The organism is Mycobacterium lacus (assembly GCF_010731535.1).
GTDB lineage: Bacteria > Actinomycetota > Actinomycetes > Mycobacteriales > Mycobacteriaceae > Mycobacterium > Mycobacterium lacus.
In genome coordinates this window covers 4,256,001-4,272,682 of record NZ_AP022581.1, presented here as the reverse complement: position 1 = coordinate 4,272,682, position 16,682 = coordinate 4,256,001, and the positions used below count along the sequence as shown (strand labels likewise).

The 16,682-nt window shown below is 67.0% G+C and carries 12 protein-coding genes; 7 read left to right on the top strand and 5 right to left on the bottom strand.

Features of this window, described 5'->3' with window-relative positions; genetic code table 11:
* Positions 1-97: 97 nt before the first annotated feature.
* The 3 genes from G6N24_RS19685 to G6N24_RS19675 all read left to right on the top strand — a co-directional run bounded on the left by G6N24_RS19685 (position 98) and on the right by G6N24_RS19675 (position 3,679).
* Positions 98-739 (top strand): response regulator transcription factor, encoded by a 642-nt coding sequence (locus G6N24_RS19685; protein WP_232070828.1) that lies wholly within the window; start codon positions 98-100, stop codon positions 737-739.
* Between the two features lie 107 nt (positions 740-846).
* The gene (locus G6N24_RS19680; RefSeq protein WP_085162819.1) at positions 847-1,443 is read left to right on the top strand and encodes a TetR/AcrR family transcriptional regulator; all 597 of its coding nucleotides are present in this window, start codon (positions 847-849) and stop codon (positions 1,441-1,443) included.
* Positions 1,430-3,679: a molybdopterin oxidoreductase family protein gene (locus G6N24_RS19675; RefSeq protein ID WP_085162755.1), complete on the top strand. Its 2,250-nt coding sequence runs from the start codon at positions 1,430-1,432 to the stop codon at positions 3,677-3,679. The genes G6N24_RS19680 and G6N24_RS19675 overlap by 14 nt, the downstream gene beginning before the upstream one ends.
* A gap of 49 nt (positions 3,680-3,728) precedes the next feature.
* Here G6N24_RS19675 and G6N24_RS19670 read toward each other — a convergent pair whose 3' ends face one another.
* Complete coding sequence (locus tag G6N24_RS19670) at positions 3,729-5,726, bottom strand: M13 family metallopeptidase (RefSeq protein ID WP_085162754.1); 1,998 nt, start codon at positions 5,724-5,726, stop codon at positions 3,729-3,731.
* A gap of 42 nt (positions 5,727-5,768) precedes the next feature.
* Between G6N24_RS19670 and G6N24_RS19665 the strand changes: the two genes are divergently transcribed.
* Together G6N24_RS19665 and G6N24_RS19660 are read left to right on the top strand one after the other, a co-directional pair.
* Positions 5,769-6,386, top strand: a complete 618-nt coding sequence (locus G6N24_RS19665) for a hypothetical protein (protein WP_085162753.1) — start codon at positions 5,769-5,771, stop codon at positions 6,384-6,386.
* A complete protein-coding gene (locus G6N24_RS19660; protein WP_085162752.1) occupies positions 6,383-7,072 on the top strand; it encodes a hypothetical protein in 690 nt (229 codons plus the stop codon). The genes G6N24_RS19665 and G6N24_RS19660 overlap by 4 nt, the downstream gene beginning before the upstream one ends.
* Positions 7,073-7,079: 7 nt before the next feature.
* On the opposite strand, the gene G6N24_RS19655 is transcribed toward G6N24_RS19660, so the two are convergent.
* Positions 7,080-7,613, bottom strand: coding sequence for a transcriptional regulator (locus G6N24_RS19655; RefSeq protein ID WP_085162751.1), 534 nt, complete (start codon positions 7,611-7,613; stop codon positions 7,080-7,082).
* Entirely contained in the window at positions 7,610-10,525 is a 2,916-nt protein-coding gene (locus tag G6N24_RS19650) for an MMPL family transporter (RefSeq protein WP_085162750.1), read from the bottom strand. The genes G6N24_RS19655 and G6N24_RS19650 overlap by 4 nt, the downstream gene beginning before the upstream one ends.
* A gap of 323 nt (positions 10,526-10,848) precedes the next feature.
* Here G6N24_RS19650 and G6N24_RS19645 point away from each other — a divergent pair, with 323 nt between their 5' ends.
* Positions 10,849-11,304, top strand: coding sequence for a hemophore (locus G6N24_RS19645; protein WP_085162818.1), 456 nt, complete (start codon positions 10,849-10,851; stop codon positions 11,302-11,304).
* A 7-nt stretch (positions 11,305-11,311) separates the two neighbouring features.
* Here the strand turns inward: G6N24_RS19645 and G6N24_RS19640 are convergent, their stop codons facing one another.
* On the bottom strand, positions 11,312-12,487 hold the full coding sequence (locus G6N24_RS19640; RefSeq protein WP_085162749.1) for a lysylphosphatidylglycerol synthase transmembrane domain-containing protein: 1,176 nt from the start codon (positions 12,485-12,487) through the stop codon (positions 11,312-11,314).
* Positions 12,488-12,636: 149 nt separating this feature from the next.
* Here G6N24_RS19640 and G6N24_RS19635 point away from each other — a divergent pair, with 149 nt between their 5' ends.
* The gene (locus G6N24_RS19635; RefSeq protein WP_085162748.1) at positions 12,637-13,776 is read left to right on the top strand and encodes an AI-2E family transporter; all 1,140 of its coding nucleotides are present in this window, start codon (positions 12,637-12,639) and stop codon (positions 13,774-13,776) included.
* A 9-nt stretch (positions 13,777-13,785) separates the two neighbouring features.
* On the opposite strand, the gene G6N24_RS19630 is transcribed toward G6N24_RS19635, so the two are convergent.
* Complete coding sequence (locus tag G6N24_RS19630) at positions 13,786-16,668, bottom strand: MMPL family transporter (protein ID WP_085162747.1); 2,883 nt, start codon at positions 16,666-16,668, stop codon at positions 13,786-13,788.
* Between the last annotated feature and the right edge of the window lie 14 nt (positions 16,669-16,682).

The following is a 16,682-nucleotide window of genomic DNA, read 5'->3' as shown; positions in this document are numbered from 1 at the left end:
GCCCGGGAGGTACACCCCGGTGCGGACCGAGTTGGCTCGCGTGGTGCGGCGCAGCGGGGCGATATCCGGCGAGGCGTTCACCGTGCGTTCTGACCGGATGCGAATGACACCCGCGGCAGTCACCTCGGTCGCCCTACTGGCGTGCGACCCCCTGACCGAAGAGGGCGCGTTGGCCCGGTTCTCGAGTTTCCGACAACTCGACGTGCGCGCATGGCGGGCCGGATGCAAGGCCGCGGTTCTCCTCGTGTTGGCCACCACGATCACTGGACCGCTGTTGTCCGCTATCGAGGAAGCTCAGAAGGACGCCGCCGGCGATCCGCCGAAACTGGTCGTCGTCGCTGACGATTTGTCCGAGCAACAGGTCGTCCGGATGATCGATCTGGAGCTGACGGGCTTGTTGTATCGCGGGCGGAGCACCTTCAATTGCATCGTCGAGACAATCCTGTTGTCCGCGGAAGGCCGCCTCCGACTCCCCGAACCTGTCCAGCGTCAGTTGCTCGGCCGCGTCAAATCGACTGGGGCGGCCCAACCCGACGCGGCGGGTGCCGCCTGCCTCGGCGAGCGTGCGGTGGACGTTTTGCGTCTGCTGTCGGACGGCCTGAGCACCAGCGAGGTGGCGACGAAACTCAATTACTCCGAGCGCACAATCAAGAACATCGTGCATGAGGTAGTGACCGGGCTGAACCTGCGCAATCGCACGCATGCTGTCGCGTATGCCCTGCGCGCAGGCGTCATCTAGCTGTATCCCACGCCGGTGCCGATCGGCGGTCGGTCGCGCTGACGCGTTGATCCCGTCGCGATCTTGCGTCCGGTCGTGCCGGTATGGTTATGTATAGCATCATACATATGCGAAGCCCTCGCGAGCGGATGGTGGTGTCTGCTGCGCTGTTGATCAGGGAGCGCGGTGCACACGCCACCGCCATCTCGGACGTTCTGCAGCACAGCGGGGCGCCGCGCGGATCGGCCTACCACTATTTCCCGGGCGGGCGCACCCAATTGCTGTGCGAGGCGGTCGACTACGCCGGCGAATATGTCGCCGCGATCATCGACGACGCCCAGCGGAGCGTTGAGCTGTTGGACACATTGGTCGACAAGTACCGCGAGCAGCTGCTCGGCAGTGACTTCCGCGCGGGCTGCCCCATCGCCGCGGTCTCGGTTGAAGCGGGCGAGGCTGCCGATCGGGAGCGGATGGCTCCGGTGATCGAGCGCGCTGCCGCGGTGTTCGACCGTTGGTGCGACCTGATCGCGCAGCGTTTCATCGCCGACGGCATGACGCCGGAGCGGGCCAAAGGCCTTGCGGCCTTGGTCACCTCAGCTCTTGAGGGCGCGTTGCTGCTGGCGCGCGCGCGGCGCGACCTGACACCGCTTGATCTCGTTCACCGCCAGCTGCGCGACCTGCTACTGGCCGAACTGCCGGAAGGAACCCGCGATGACCACCACTGATTGGCAGCCCACCGCGTGCATCCTCTGCGAATGCAACTGCGGCATCGTCGTGCAAGTCGAGGACCGCAGGCTGGCTCGCATCCGGGGGGACAAAAACCATCCCTGCTCGCGCGGTTACACCTGCAACAAGGCGCTGCGCCTGGACCACTACCAGAACAACCGTGCTCGCCTGACGTCGCCGATGCGCCGCCGGCCGGATGGAACCTACGAGGAGATCGACTGGGACACCGCGATTGTCGAGGTTGCCGAGGGATTCAAGCGCATCCGCGACGACTACGGTGGCGACAAGATCTTCTACTACGGCGGCGGAGGGCAGGGCAATCATCTTGGCGGGGCATACAGCGGTGCATTCCTGAAGGCCCTGGGTGCGCGCTACCGGTCAAATGCGTTGGCGCAAGAGAAAACTGGCGAAGCGTGGGTCGATGGTCAGCTGTACGGCGGTCACACCCGGGGCGAATTCGAGCACGCCGAGGTGTCGGTGTTCATCGGAAAGAACCCGTGGATGTCGCAGAGCTTCCCGCGAGCCCGGGTGGTGCTCAACGAGATTGCCAAAGACCCGGACCGGTCGATGATCGTGATCGATCCCGTCGTCACCGACACCGCGAAGATGGCCGACTTCCACCTTCGGGTGCGACCCGGCACCGACGCCTGGTGCCTGGCGGCCCTAGCAGCTGCGCTGGTTCAGCAAAACCTGTGCGACGAGCAATTTCTCGCTGACCACGTCCAGGGCGCCGACACCGTGCGCGCTGTCCTGCGTGAAGTGCCCGTCGCCGACTACGCGCAGCGTTGCGGGATCGACGAAGAGCTGTTGCGTGCGGCGGCGCGGCGCATCGGTGCCGCCGCCAGCGTGGCGGTGTTCGAAGACCTCGGCATCCAGCAGGGACCCAACAGCACCCTGTGCTCCTATCTGAACAAGTTGCTGTGGATCCTGACCGGCAATTTCGCCAAAAAGGGCGGCCAGCACCTGCATTCGTCCTTCGCTCCACTGCTCGGCCAGGTCTCTGGCCGCACACCCGTCACCGGCGCGCCCATTATCGGGGGCTTGATCCCGGGCAATGTTGTGCCCGAGGAGATCCTGACCGACCATCCGAACCGGTTCCGCGCAATGATCGTCGAAAGCGGGAACCCCGCACACTCGCTGGCCGATTCGACCGCGTGCCGCCAGGCTTTCCAGGCTCTGGAACTGATGGTGGTCATCGACGTCGCGATGACCGAGACCGCCAGACTCGCACACTACGTCCTCCCCGCCGCCTCCCAGTTCGAGAAGCCGGAAGCTACGTTCTTCAACTTCGAGTTCCCGCACAACGGTTTTCAGTTGCGCCACCCGCTGTTCGAACCATTGCCGGGCACGCTGCCCGAACCGGAGATATGGGCTCGCTTGGTGCGGGCTCTCGGCGTGGTGGATGACGCGGACCTGAGGCCGCTGCGCGAAGCCGCACAGCGAGGACGTCGGGCCTATACCGAGGCGTTCCTCACCGCGATGGCGACCAATCCGACTGTGGCGAAACTACTTCCGTACGTGCTCTACGAAACGCTGGGGCCGACGCTGCCGCACGGGTTGGCCGGGGCGGCCGCCCTATGGGGGCTCGCCCAGAAGACTGCCATGGCCTATCCCGACGCCGTTCGGCGTGCCGGCCACGCCGACGGCAACGCGCTATTCGACGCGATCCTGGAGAGTCCTTCCGGGGTCACCTTCACCGTGCACAACTACGAGGACGACTTCGCGCTGATCGCCCACGCCGACCACAAGATCGCGTTGGAAATCCCCGAAATGCTGGACGACCTAAGGGCACTCGCCTGCGCGCCAGCCCGGCTCACCACCTCGGAGTTTCCGATCGTGCTGTCGGTGGGTGAGCGGCGCGCCTACACCGCCAACGACATCTTCCGCGACCCGTCCTGGCGGAAACGCGACGCCGACGGGGCGCTGCGCGTCAGTGTTGAAGACGCGCAATCGGTTGGACTCGTCGACGGAGGCCGGGCTCGCATCACCACCGCGGCCGGCAGCGCCGAGGCGACCGTCGAGATCACCGAGACGATGCAGCCCGGACACGCCGCCCTGCCCAACGGTTTTGGGCTCGACTACACCGATGACGATGGGCGAACCGTCGTTCCGGGCGTCGCGCCGAATGCGCTCACCTCCACCCAGTGGCGCGACCCCTACGCCGGTACGCCCTGGCACAAGCACGTGCCCGCGCGCATCGAACCGTGCCGAGCAGACACAGAATCGCACGCTTAGCCGCCAAATTGTGCGATTCTGTGTCTGCTCGCGGGAAGGACCGCGGCCCCTAATTCCAGATGCGGACCCGGCGGCGCGGCTCCAGGAAGAGGGCATCCTCCTCGGCGACGTCAAAGGCCTCGTAAAAGGCGTCGACGTTGCGGATGACGCCGTTGCACCGGAACTCCGGCGGGGAGTGCGGATCCACCGCCAGCCGCCGGATCGACTCCGCGTCACGCGATTTGGCCCGCCACACCTGCGCCCAGCCGAAGAACACGCGCTGCACACCGGTCAGACCGTCGATGACCGGAGCGGGCCGGCCATTCAGTGACAGCTGATAGGCCAGCAGCGCGATGGATAGCCCGCCCAGGTCGCCGATGTTCTCGCCGACCGTGAACGCGCCGTTCACGTGGTGCTCGCCGTCCAGCGCTCGGGGTGTATACGCGTCGTATTGCTCGATCAGTGCTTTGGTGCGGGCGCCGAACTCGGCGCGGTCGTCGTCGGTCCACCAGTTGACAAGGTTGCCGTCGCCGTCGTACTTGGCGCCTTGGTCGTCGAAGCCGTGCCCGATCTCATGGCCGATCACGGCCCCGATGCCCCCGTAGTTGGCGGCGTCATCGGCCTCGGCGTCGAAGAATGGTGGCTGTAAAATCGCTGCGGGGAACACGATTTCGTTCATACCCGGGTTGTAGTAGGCGTTGACGGTCTGTGGCGTCATGAACCATTCGTCACGGTCGACCGGCCCGCCCAGCTTGGCCAGCTCGCGGTCGTGGTTGACCGCGTATCCGCGTTGGTAGTTGCCGTAGAGGTCGTTGCGGTCGATGACCAGCCTTGAGTAGTCCTTCCACTTGGTCGGGTAACCGACCTTGGCGGTGAACTTGTTCAGCTTGGCCAGCGCGCGCTCTCGGGTCTGCGGCGTCATCCAGTCCAGGTCGTTGATGCTGATCCGGTACGCCTCCCGCAGGTTGTCCACCAGGGCGTCGATGCGGGCCTTGGCTCCCGGCGGGAAATGCCGCTGCACGTAGAGCTTTCCCACGGCATCGCCCAGCAGGCCTTCCACCAGCGACACCCCCCGCTTCCACCGGTCACGGATTTGCTCCGCACCGGTCAGCAGCCGGCCATAAAACTCGAAGTCGGCGGCCACGAGGTCGTCGGTCAGCCAGGGGGCGCGGGAGCGGATCAAACGCCAACGCGCCCAGCGTTTCCAGTCCTCCAGATCCTCGCTGTCCCAGAGCGCGGCGAACGCCGTGAGGTAATCGGGTTGGCGCACAATGACTTCTGCGACGGACTCGGGTGTGGTGCCCAACGCGGTCACCCAGCCCGACCAGTCGAAGCCCACCGCGTCGGCCTGTAGCTCGGCGAAGGTCCGCAGGTTGTAGGTGAGGTCCGCGTCGCGGCGCTTGACCACGTCCCAGTGCGCGGCAGCGAGTTTGGTCTCCAAGGCCACGATGCGGGCCGCGGTCTCGGCGTGGGCGCCGGGATCCTCGGGGCCCACGCCCCGATACACCAGGCTGAACATCCGGGCGATGTGCCCCGGGTAGGCGGCCAGCACGTCGGCGTGTTGCTTGTCGCGGAAATATGACTCGTCGGGCAATCCGATGCCGGATTGGGCGAAGTGCACCAGATAACGGGTCGAGTCCTTGGAATCGGTATCGACACACAGTGCGACGCCGCCGCCCATCCCGGTGCGTTGCAGCGCCCCGATGGCGGCGGCCAGCGCAGGACGGTCGGTGGCCGCGTCGATCGTGGCCAGTTCGTCGAGCAACGGCCGCACGCCCCTGCGTTCGACGGCTTCCTCGTCGAGGAAGCTGGCGTAGAGGTCGCCGATGCGTTGCTGGTCGGTTCCGACCGGGGCGCCGGCAGCGCTGGCTTCGACGATCAGGTCACGCACCTGCTCCTCGGCCCGGTCGAACAGTTCGCGAAAAGCGCCATCGGTCGCACGGTCCGGGGGTATGTTGTGTTCGGCCAGCCAGCGGCCGTTGACGTGACCGAACAGGTCGTCTTGCGGCCGGGCATCGGCGTCGACATGGCTCAGGTCGATGCCCGAGCGAGTGGCCAGATACGTCACCCCGCCATCCTTCCATCTGCACTTGGATGCGACGATCGGGCCATGCCTGACCAGGAACAGAGCGCGTCACCGGCCCAAGAAGAGACCGACGACAGACCGGTCGGCGGTGAGATCTTTTCCGGCTACGGCGTCGCGTCGGCGGTCCTCGGGGTGCTGTCGGTGGCCGCGGTCGTGCTCGGCGTGCTCATCTGGTCCACGCATCGTCGAGAATCCGGTGAGCGTGCCTATCTGACCCGGGTCCTGCGGACGGCCGCCGACTGGACCGGCGTGCTGATCAACATGAACGCCGGCAACGTCGACGCCAGCCTGCAGCGGCTGCATGACGGAACGGTCGGAGAACTCAACGCGGACTTCGACGCGGCCGTGCAGCCGTACCGGCAGGTGGTGGAGAAGCTGCAGACGCAGAGCACCGGCCGGATCGATGGGTTGGCGATCGAAACCGTGCACCATGACCTCGACACCCAGCCCGGGTCCGTGCGTCCCGTGGTGACCACGACATTGCCGCCCTTCGCCACCCGGACGGACTCGGTGATGGTGGTCGCGACGTCGGTCGCCGAGAACGCCGGCGCCAAGCCGCAGACTGTGCACTGGAACTTGCGGCTCGACGTCTCCGACGTGGACGGCAAGCTGATGATCTCGCACCTGGAGTCGATCCGGTGAGGAACGCTTGGCGGCTGGCGGCGTTCGACGTCCTGGCACCACTGGCGGCGATCGTCGCGTTGTTGGCGATCGGGGTTGTGCTCGGCTGGCCGTTGTGGTGGGTGTCGGCGTGCTCGGTGCTGGTGCTGCTGATTCTCGAAGGTGTAGGCATCAACATCTGGCTGTGGCGCCGCGATTCGGTGACCGTTGGCACCGACGACGACGCGCCCGGGCTGCGTTTGGCCGTCGTCATCGTGGGTGCGGCCGCCCTGTCGGCGGCGGTGCTGACCGCATACACCCAATGGACCACGCCGGACCGCGACTTCAAACGGGACTCCCGGGCGGTGGTTCAGATCGCCACGGGGATGGCGGAGGCGGTCGCCTCGTTCTCGCCGAGCGCTCCGACGGCCTCCGTCGACCGGGCGGCGGCGATGATGGTGCCCGAGCATGCGGGCGCGTTCAAGGAGCAGTACGGCAAATCCGCCGCCGATCTGGCGCAGCGAAAGGTCACCGCCCAGGCCAGCACGCTCTCGGCCGGCGTCGAGGCGCTCGGGCCGTCGGCGGCCAGCGTGGCGGTGATCCTGCGGGTTACCCAGAACGCGCCCGGTCAGCCAACCAGCCAAGCGGCGCCAGCCCTGCGGGTGACGCTGACGAAGCGTGGCAGTGACTGGCTGGTGCTCGACGTGACGCCGATGAACTCCCGCTAGCGGAGGCCTATCGGGACTCCGCCGACCGGGTGGACTTCACCCTGACGAAGCGGTCCGACAACCTGCGCATCCGGATCATCAGCGACGCCGACGGGCTGACGCTGCCGTCGAGATAGGCCGCCAGATCGTCGGCGGATACCCCGATGCGCGACGCGAATTCCTGCTCGTCCAGGCCCGAGCGGTCGATGAGTAGCCGCACGTGACGAGCCACCTCGGCGCGCTCGTTGGCCTCCAGGTGAATCCGGGCGCGGTCCAGCACCTCGGACAACGCTTTGGAGATTCCGTACGGTCGCGCGCCCACCAGGACTTCCTCGACCTGGCGGGCCGTGCGCCCGTACGGATCGCGCTTGAGCGCGGCGGCGATGCGCTTCCATGTGGCGATGTCTCCGCCTTCCAGCGCGCAGCGGATGGCCGCAGTGGGCCAAAACTCCACCGGCTGGTCCGGGTGTTGGGAATCCCGGTTGACGGTGGGTCCTCGGGCGGGCTCGGGCGGCGGCGGTCCGGGGCTGGGAACAGGACGGGGCTCGGCTGCCAACGTCACCTCGCCTCCTCCAGCATCGCCACGGCCACCGACAGGCAGCGTTGCCGGACCTCCTCCCAGTTTGCCTTGGCATCTGGTTCGGACGACTGATCTTCGAGGTCACACGGATGCGGATCCGCCAGCCGACGAACCAATTGGGTGGCGATCCAGTGCCGCTTGGGTGGCTGACAACAGTAATACCGATCCATCCCGCCCAGCACCACCGCGGCGGTCTCGGGTTCCATCGTCTCGACCATGTCGGCAAATTCGGCGTAGTCGCGGCTGCTGTTACGGCACATGATCAGGTAGCCCTTGAGGCGCAGGGTTTCCGCGCCGGTCGGGATCAGCAGGCGGTCGCCGGTGGGCAATTGGACGTTGGTGGTCTCCACCGGGCCGCGCCGCTCGTACCTGGGTTGGGCGGTCCCATCCGCGGAGCTCTCCAGCGCGTCGAGGGCGACCGAGAGCCGCCGGCGCCACACGGTGACCGGATGAACCGGCCGTTCTGCCCACGCCATTGCCCGCCCGATGCCGTTGCGGTATGCGAGGCCGACGGCCTTCCTGGTCGCCGAGTGACCCGGTTCCGGAATTTGTTCGGCCTGCCTGCCGTTGCGTCCGCAGCCGGAGAACGCAAGCGGATCCGCCACGCAAATGGCATCCGGCGCCAGGTGTTTGAGCTTGGCCGCCGACTTGATCAGCATCCGCAGATCCGCGCTCGGGGCAACGGAGGTGGTGATGTCGTCGGGAATGACCACGACGCCACCGAGGTCGACCTCGGGCAGTGGCCTGTCGAAGTCGACCGACGGCAGGATGCGACGCAGCCATCCGGGCAGCCACCAGTTCCATTGGGAGAACATCGCCATCAACGCCGGCACCAATACCAACCGCACGATCGTGGCGTCCACGGCGATCGCGACGGCGCACGCCACGCCGATCTCGGCGACCAGTGGCATGCCGGCGAAGGCGAACCCGCAGAACACGGCGATCATGATCAGCGCGGCGCTGGTGATCGTGCGTGCGCTGGTGCTCACGCCGTAGGTGACCGCATCGCGGGTGCGGCCGGTCTGCACGAATCGTTCCCGGATCCGGGTGAGCAGGAAGATCTCGTAGTCCATCGACAACCCGAAGGTCATCGCCAGGACCAGCGGGGGAACGGTGCTGTCGATCGAACTCAGCGGCGGGAATCCGAGTCTTTCGGCCCAGCCCCACTGGAAGACCATCACCAGGCTGCCGTAGGCAGCGGCCACCGACAACAGGGTCATCAGCACGCCCTTGAACGCTAAGAAGACCGAGTGGATCGAGATCAGCAGCATCACGAACGCGATCAGTGCGACGAAGGCCAACACCAGGGGCTCGGTCTGTGACACCCGGTCATCGAAGTCCTTGATCAGCGCGGTCGAGCCGCCGACATCCACCTGCGGCGCGCCGGGCACCTTGGGCAGCTGGGTGCGCATCCAGTCGACGGTCCGCCGGGCGCCCATGTCCTCCGGATCGACCGACAACACCGCGGACAGCAGGGCGCTGCCGTTGTCTTCAGCAAACTCCGGCGGTGCCACCGAGGCGACGTTGGGCGCCTGCGTCATCCGCTGCCGGATCGCGGCGATTGTCTGCTGGTGCTCCGGGGAGGACGCGCCGGCGTCGCCAAAGGTGACCAGCACCTGAACCGGACCCAGCGCCCCGGGTCCGAGCGCCTGGGCCGCCGCGGCCGCCCCGGCCCGGATCTCGTGCGACGAATCGAACTGGCGCAGCAGGCTGTTGCCGAGCACCATCGACGATGCCGGTGCCGCCATGACAAGCAGGACGGCCGACGCCGCCAGCGCCGACACCCACGGCCGGCGCATCACCCAGCCCACCCAGCGGGTCCAGAACCGGGACTGGGTGCATTCGGGGCGGCGCGACCAGTGCAGAAACGCCGACCTCTTGGCGGCCGCCCGCGCGAACGTCGCCAGCACCGCCGGGGTCAAGCTGACCGACGTCAGCATCGCGACGGCCACGGCGAGGATCGCCCCGGTGGCCATCGACTTCAGCGCCGGGGTGTTGATCAGGTAGATGCCGGTGAGCGAGGCGATGACCGTCATGCCGGACAGCACCACCGCGAGGCCGGAGGTGGCCATCGCGGCGTCCACGGCTTCGGCCGGCTGACGGCCGGCACGCAGTTCCTCACGGAAGCGCATCAGGATGAACAGGGAGTAGTCGACGGCGAGCGCGATGCCGAACATGGACACCGTCGACGTGACGAACACCGACATGGTGACGTGCGTCGACAACAGGTAGACCAGGCCCATGGTGACGACGACCGTGCACACGCCGAGCGTCAGCGGGATCGCCGCGGCGGCAAGCGAACCGAACACCGCGAGCAAGACGACCAGGATGATCGGAAGGTTCCAGCGTTCCGCGGCGGCGATGTCGCGTTTGGTGTTTGCCGCCGCCGCAGCGGACAGCGCACCCTGCCCGATGACGTAGAGCCGCACGTGGCCGTTCGCCGTCTTCCCGGATTGATCACCGCGGATGCCGACCCTCTCGCGGAGCTTCTTCGCGACGTCGCTGGTGCCCGGGTTGCGGGCGTCCAGCCGCAGCGAGATCACATACGGCCGGTCCGGTTGGGGGGGCCGCTGGGTGGGGTTGGGGACCTCCGAGACACCCGGTAGCTCGCCGGCGATCCGTCGCAGTTGCGCGACCGCCTCGTTAATGTCCTGGTAGCTGGCATCCGGGCGGGGGGCGGCCACCAGCGCCAACGACGACGCTGCATGGTCCTGGTATTGATTGGCGAGTCGATCGTGGACCAGCAGCGATTGTGACCCTGCCACTTCGAATCCGCCGCCGGTGAGTTGCCCCGACTGCGTGAGCGCCAGGTAGACGGCCGGCACCAACGCCAGCAACCAGCCGGTGAAGACAAACCAGCGGAATCTGCGCAGGTCGCGGCTTAGGCGCATCATTAACTGCTGGATTTCTTCTCTCCCGAGTTCCGGCGTATTTCGTGCCCGCGAGCCTACCGCAGCGCTGCGTGAATTAGGTCGGCTTATGGTTGCTGAGCTGCAACGATAGCGATACTGCCAATACGCTCCGAATACGCTGTGAACGCCTCGACGGGTTGACGATTCGGACGACCCGAAGTGGCGTCGCCGATGTCGGAGATGGCAGGATGCAAGGTGACCGCGCGGAGCATCGGGGGAACTTCGCGACAGATTTGGTCGACAATCGCAACCGTTTGCGAGGCAACCGAATTCGGCGTGCGTTCGCAAACCCGAAGGAGTCTTTCATGAGGACAAGCACTGCGACCACCCGCCGCAGTCTCTTGGCAGTGGTGATCGCCCCCTTGGTGGCGACTGGCTCCGCCGCCGTCGCGCTCCTGGCTGTGTCAGCGGAGCCGTCGGCGACCGGTGCCGCCGACCCGTGCGCGGCCAGCGAAGTCGCCAGGACCATCGGGTCGGTCGCCAAGTCGACCGGCGACTACCTGGACTCACACCCGGAAACCAACCAGGCGATGACCACCGTCCTGCAGCAGCCCGCCGGGCAGGGATCATTGGGCTCGCTGAAAAGCTACTTCGAGGCGAACCCCAAGGCCGCCAGCGATCTGCAGTCGATTGGGCAGCCGCTGACCAACCTGTCGACACAGTGCAAGCTGCCGATCTCCGTTCCACAGGCGCTCGGCATCGCGCAGGCGGCGACCGGGCCGCTTCCGGGTCCAGCGCCGCGGGCGAACAACGTCGGCTAGCTGTCGGCTAACTGTGGGCCTCCGGATCCCGATCCGGCGGTAACGGACCCTGCGATGCCGTCTCGGCGGCGTCGGCGGGGCCACTCGCCATGTCCGTGATCGGGTCGGGGTCGGCATCCGGCTCGGCGGTGTTCTCGGTGCGGAACACGAAGAAAAACACCACCCAGCCGATGGCGGCGATGAAGAGCCAACTGATCAGCCGGTAGATCAGCATCGCGGAGATGGCGTTCGGCAGGGCCATGCCGCTGGACACCAGGCCTGGCACCAGCACGGCCTCGACGACCAGCAGACCGCCGGGCATCAGCGGTATCGTGCCGACCGCGCGGGCGGCCGCGTAGGCGACGGTCAACCCGGCGACGGAGGCATGGTCGCCGGCGGCGTAGGCGGCAAAGCCCAGACAGCCAACGTCGGCGATCCAGTTGAACAGCGACCAACTGAACGCCAGGCCCAGGTCGCGCCGGCCCAGGCTGACCGATTCGAGCTGCACGAGCGTCTCGCGCCACTTGTCCAATCCGGTGTCGGCCGGCCTGCCGCGAACCGAGTTGACCCACGACAAAACCCGGCTGCCGATCCCCTCGATCAGCTCCGGCCGCGACGCCACCGCCTGGGCCAGCAGCAACAGCGCGACGAAACCGCCGAGCGTGAACAGCAACGAGAACGGGTTGTTCTTGGCGCCCAGGAAAAAGGCGCCGCCCAACCCGAGCACCGCCAACCCGGCGGCCTGCAGCACTCCCGACATCACCAGCTGCCACGACGCCACCAGCGTGGAGGCACCCCAGGCGCGTTGCTGACGGAGCAAGAACGTCGCCGACAGCACCGGCCCGCCGGGGAGCGTGGTGCTCAGCGAGTTGGCGGCGTAGAAGGCCGCCTCCGACCTGAGCTGTTTGACGTGCACGCCCGCGGACTTCAGCAGGGTGCGCTGGATCTGGGCGAAGCTGTGCATCGACGCCGCCGCCGCCACCACCGCGGCCAGCAGCCACCACCAGTTGGCCTCGTACACGCTCGTCCAGGCCTTGGCCAGCTGGTCCCACCCGAGCGCCACTTCGACGCCGAGCACGATCGCGACGATGGCCAGGATCACCCATCGCACCCACCAGTATTTGCCTCGCGGGGCCTCTGTCCCGCGCGCGGGAAGCGCCACCACGCGCTGGCGGAGCTTGCGGGCGGGAGCGTCGCGCGACACGTGCTTTAGCGTAACCGCGCAGGTGGCACCGTAATCGCTGCACGTCGCTTACTGTGTCTGGCTCGTTCTGGGGCCGTGATCGGATCGTGCCAGCCGGCACCGCGTCGACGCGATCCTGTACCGGAATGCGACCCAGTTACGCTTGCCGCATGCCGGCAAGCCTCGACGACGCCTCGGTCGAACCGCTGGTCCGCAAGACCGCCGCTTGGGCGTGGCGCTTGTTGGTCATCCTGGCCGCGGGGCTGGCCTTCCTGTGGATCCTCAAGAGGCTCGAGATCATCGTCGTTCCAGTTTTGCTGGCGTTGATGTTGAGTGCATTGCTGGTGCCGGCGGTGGATTGGCTGGACTCCCGCGGCCTGCCGCGTGGTGCCGCGGTGACGCTGGTCTTGTTGAGCGGTTTCGCGATCCTCGGCGGCATCCTGACCTTCGTCGTCAGCCAGTTCATCGTGGGCTTGCCCGACCTGGTCAAGCAGGTCGAGCACAGCATCGACTCCACCCGCCGATGGTTGATCGAAGGGCCCGCGCATTTGCGTGGCGAGCAGATCGACAACGCGGGCAACGCCGCGATCGAGGCGCTGCGCAACAACCAGGCGAAGTTGACCAGCGGCGCACTGTCGACCGCGGCCACCATCACCGAGCTGGCCACGGCCGCGGTGCTGGTGCTGTTCACGCTGATTTTCTTCCTCTACGGGGGCCGCAACATCTGGCGGTACGTCGCCAAGATTTTCCCGGCCGACGTCCGGGACCGGGTGCTCGAGGCGGGCCGCGCCGGATACGGATCGCTCATCGGGTACGTGCGGGCCACGTTCCTGGTGGCGCTGACGGACGCGATCGGGGTCGGCGCCGGCCTGGCCATCATGGGTATCCCCCTCGCCCTGCCGCTGGCCTCGCTGGTGTTCCTCGGTGCCTTCATCCCGCTGATCGGTGCGCTGATCTCGGGCTTGCTGGCCGTGGTGGTCGCCTTGCTGTCCAAGGGTATCGTCTACGCACTGATCACATTCGGTTTGCTCATAGCGGTTAACCAACTCGAAGCCCATTTGCTGCAGCCGCTCGTGATGGGCCGGGCGGTCTCCATTCACCCGCTGGCGGTGGTGCTGGCCATCTCCACCGGCGGCGTGCTCGCCGGGATCGTCGGCGCCCTGCTGGCGGTCCCGACGACCGCGTTCCTGAACAACGCGACGCAGGTGTTGCTGGGCAGGGACGCGGCCGCCGAAGCGGAGCGGGGGACCGAGGAGGGTCCGGCCATCGTCGAGGCGAAACCGGACCGCCCCGAGGACGGCGCCGAGTAGGGCTATGCGTCAGATACGTCCCTCGCGGCGCAGCAGATCCTGGGCGCTGACGCCTCCGCCGCCGCCGCGGCGGCGCTGACGGGTCTTTTCGGCACCCGACCCGCCCTGGCCACCCTGCCCGCGGGCATTGAGCTGCTCGGTGGCCGCCTCGGAGTCGTTGGTTTGCGAACGCTGGATCGGAAGGGCGGCGGTCTTGTCGGCCGGGTCGCCCGTTGCTTCGCCGGACCGATTTGACGGAATTGGCATGGCCCGCGTCGGGCCGGCGGACGGGGGCGGCGTCTGAGCCGACGACGGCCGCGGCCGTTTAGGTGGTGCGGGCTGCGCGTCCTGCTTGCCGGGCGCGGTCAGGCGGGTCGTCGGAGCCTCCGTCGACTGGCTGGGCGATGTACTCGAACGCGTTTGTATCTGTGCGGTTTTCGCACTAGAGGGCCCGATCTGGGCGGGCCGGTCGTCCGGTCGAGCGGCCACGAGTGAGCGCGCCGGCCGCGGCGACTCCAGCGCACCGGGGTGAGTGGGGTCGTGCGGTGGACGCGCGCCCCCGGCAACACTTGCGGCAACCAGACCGGCCGTGACCGGCGGCCGCGCGGGCCGCCCGTTGGCGACGGGCCGCTTGCGCTCGTCGGGCAGGTGGATCTCGCCCAGCCCGATGCGGGTCTGCAGGCGTCGCATCCACCGCGGCGCCCACCAGCAGTCGTCGCCGAGCAGCTTCATCACCGAGGGCACCAGGAACATTCGCACCACCGTCGCGTCGAGCAGCAGCGCGGCCATCAACCCGAAGGCCAGGTACTTCATCATCACCAGGTCGGAGAAGACGAACGAACCGGCAACCACGGCCAGGACCAGGGCGGCCGCAGTGATGAGGCGACCGGTGGTCGCCGTGCCGATCCGGATGGCCTCCTGGGTCGACATGCCGTGTTCTCGTGCCTCGACCATGCGCGAGACCAGGAAGACCTCGTAGTCGGTGGCCAATCCGTATCCGACGGCGACAACCAGCGCGATGACTGGCGCGGTCAACGGAGTCGCCGTGAAATTCAGCCACTTCGAAAAGTGCCCGTCGACGAATATCCACGTCAGAATGCCCATGGTGGACCCAAGGGTCAACGCGCTCATCACCGCCGCCTTGATCGGCAGCACCACCGAACCGAAGGCCAGGAACATCAACAGCGTGGTGGCGGTGAGCAGGATGATGAGCATTGCCGGCATGTTGTCGAACAGGCTGTGGATCGAATCCTGTTCCAGTGCGGGGGTGCCGCCGACGTATACCTCGAGTCCCTTGGGCGGTGTGATCGCCCGGAGCTCTTCGAGCTTCTTCGACGCCTCACCCGGATTCTTCAACCCGTTCTGCAGGACCCGCACGGACGGATCCTTCGATGCGCCCGGCGCGTAGCTGCGCTCCTGCCACATGTTGGCTGGGTTGTCGTCGGGTTCGATGAACCCGCTGATCGCCATCGCCTTGCTGCGAATGTCTGCGATCTGTTGGTCGGTGACCGGCTGATGGTTGGTGGAGTGGATCACCAGGGTCAGCGGATTGGTGCGATAGCCGGGGAAGAGCTGGTCGAAATGCTCCTGCGACAGCCGCACCGCATTGTCCGGCGGTAGATACTTCTCGCTCATGCCGCCGAGCGACAGGTTGAACAGCGGGATGACCAGCAGGATCATCCCGAAGACGATCGGGATAGCGAAGACCAGCGGCCGCCTCATCACCCAATTGACGAGTTTGCCCCAGAAGCCGGCCTCGACCTCTTCGCGGGTCTTGGTCTTCTGCAGCCGGTCCGCGAGCCAGTTCAGGTAGGCCCGCGACACCTTCCAGTTCCGCAGGAACGGCACCCGGAACAGGGTCCGCACGCCGAGCGCGTCGACGTGGCGGCCGAGGACGCCCAAGCAGGCGGGAAGCAGGGTGATCGACAGCAGCGCGGCCAACCCGACCGCGGCGAGCAGGGCGTAGGTCAGCGACTTCACGAAGCCCTGGGGCAACATCAGCAGGCTGGCCCCGGAGGCCATGATCAGCACAGCCGAGAAGGCGACCGTCCGGCCGGCGGTCATGACGGTGCGTCTCACCGCGGCCTCGGTGTCATAGCCTTCGGCGATCTCTTCGCGGAATCGGCTCACCACGAAAAGTCCGTAGTCCACCGCGATGCCCAGACCGATCAGCGAGACCACGGGTTGGGCGAAGAAGTGCACCGGCCCGAAGACGGCGACCAACCGGAGGATGCCCAGGGCGCCGGCGATGCTCAGCCCGCCCACCATCACCGGCAGGCAGGCCGCGATCACGCCACCGAACACCAGGAACAGCACCACCGCCACCAACGGCAGGGCCAGCACCTCCATCCGGCGTTGGTCGGTGGCGATGGTGCCGGTCAGGGCCTCGGCCACCGGCTCGAGGCCGGCGAGCTGGACCGTGCCGCCGTCGAGCTTCTGCAGGGCCGGCGCTACGTCCTTGTAGTTATTGAGGATGGTGTCGTCGTCGTCGCCCTTGAGCGGGACGGACACGAAGGTGTATTTCTTGTCGTCGGTGGCCATGCCCTTGACGACGGGGTTGGTCGTGTCGGGCGCCCGCAGATACCCGGCCCATCCGAGCACTTCCGCGGAGTGGTCACGCTGAAATTGGTTGAGTTCGTCGCTGATCTTCTTCGACCACGCCGGGTCGTTGACGGTCTTGCCGTCCGGCGCGCGGAAGATCGCGACGATGTGACCGCTTCGATCCCGGCCATAGACCTTGTCGCCGAGAATCGAAGCCTTGACCGACTGACTGCCGTCGTCGTAGAACCCGCTCTGCGTCACGTGCTTACCCAGGCTCAGCCCGAAAATGCCGCCGCCAAGGCACAGAGCCACCATGAGCCCGATTACGATGAACCGGTAGCGGTACACAGTTCGACCCCACCAGGCGAACACGTAGGCTCCTTACT

Bases quoted from the DNA above. Each gene is read 5' to 3' on its own strand.
- G6N24_RS19685 (WP_232070828.1), top strand. From the start codon at position 98: ATGCGAATGACACCCGCGGCAGTCACCTCGGTCGCCCTACTGGCGTGC.
- G6N24_RS19680 (WP_085162819.1), top strand. From the start codon at position 847: ATGCGAAGCCCTCGCGAGCGGATGGTGGTGTCTGCTGCGCTGTTGATC.
- G6N24_RS19675 (WP_085162755.1), top strand. From the start codon at position 1,430: ATGACCACCACTGATTGGCAGCCCACCGCGTGCATCCTCTGCGAATGC.
- G6N24_RS19665 (WP_085162753.1), top strand. From the start codon at position 5,769: ATGCCTGACCAGGAACAGAGCGCGTCACCGGCCCAAGAAGAGACCGAC.
- G6N24_RS19650 (WP_085162750.1), bottom strand. From the start codon at position 10,525: ATGATGCGCCTAAGCCGCGACCTGCGCAGATTCCGCTGGTTTGTCTTC.
- G6N24_RS19645 (WP_085162818.1), top strand. From the start codon at position 10,849: ATGAGGACAAGCACTGCGACCACCCGCCGCAGTCTCTTGGCAGTGGTG.
- G6N24_RS19635 (WP_085162748.1), top strand. From the start codon at position 12,637: ATGCCGGCAAGCCTCGACGACGCCTCGGTCGAACCGCTGGTCCGCAAG.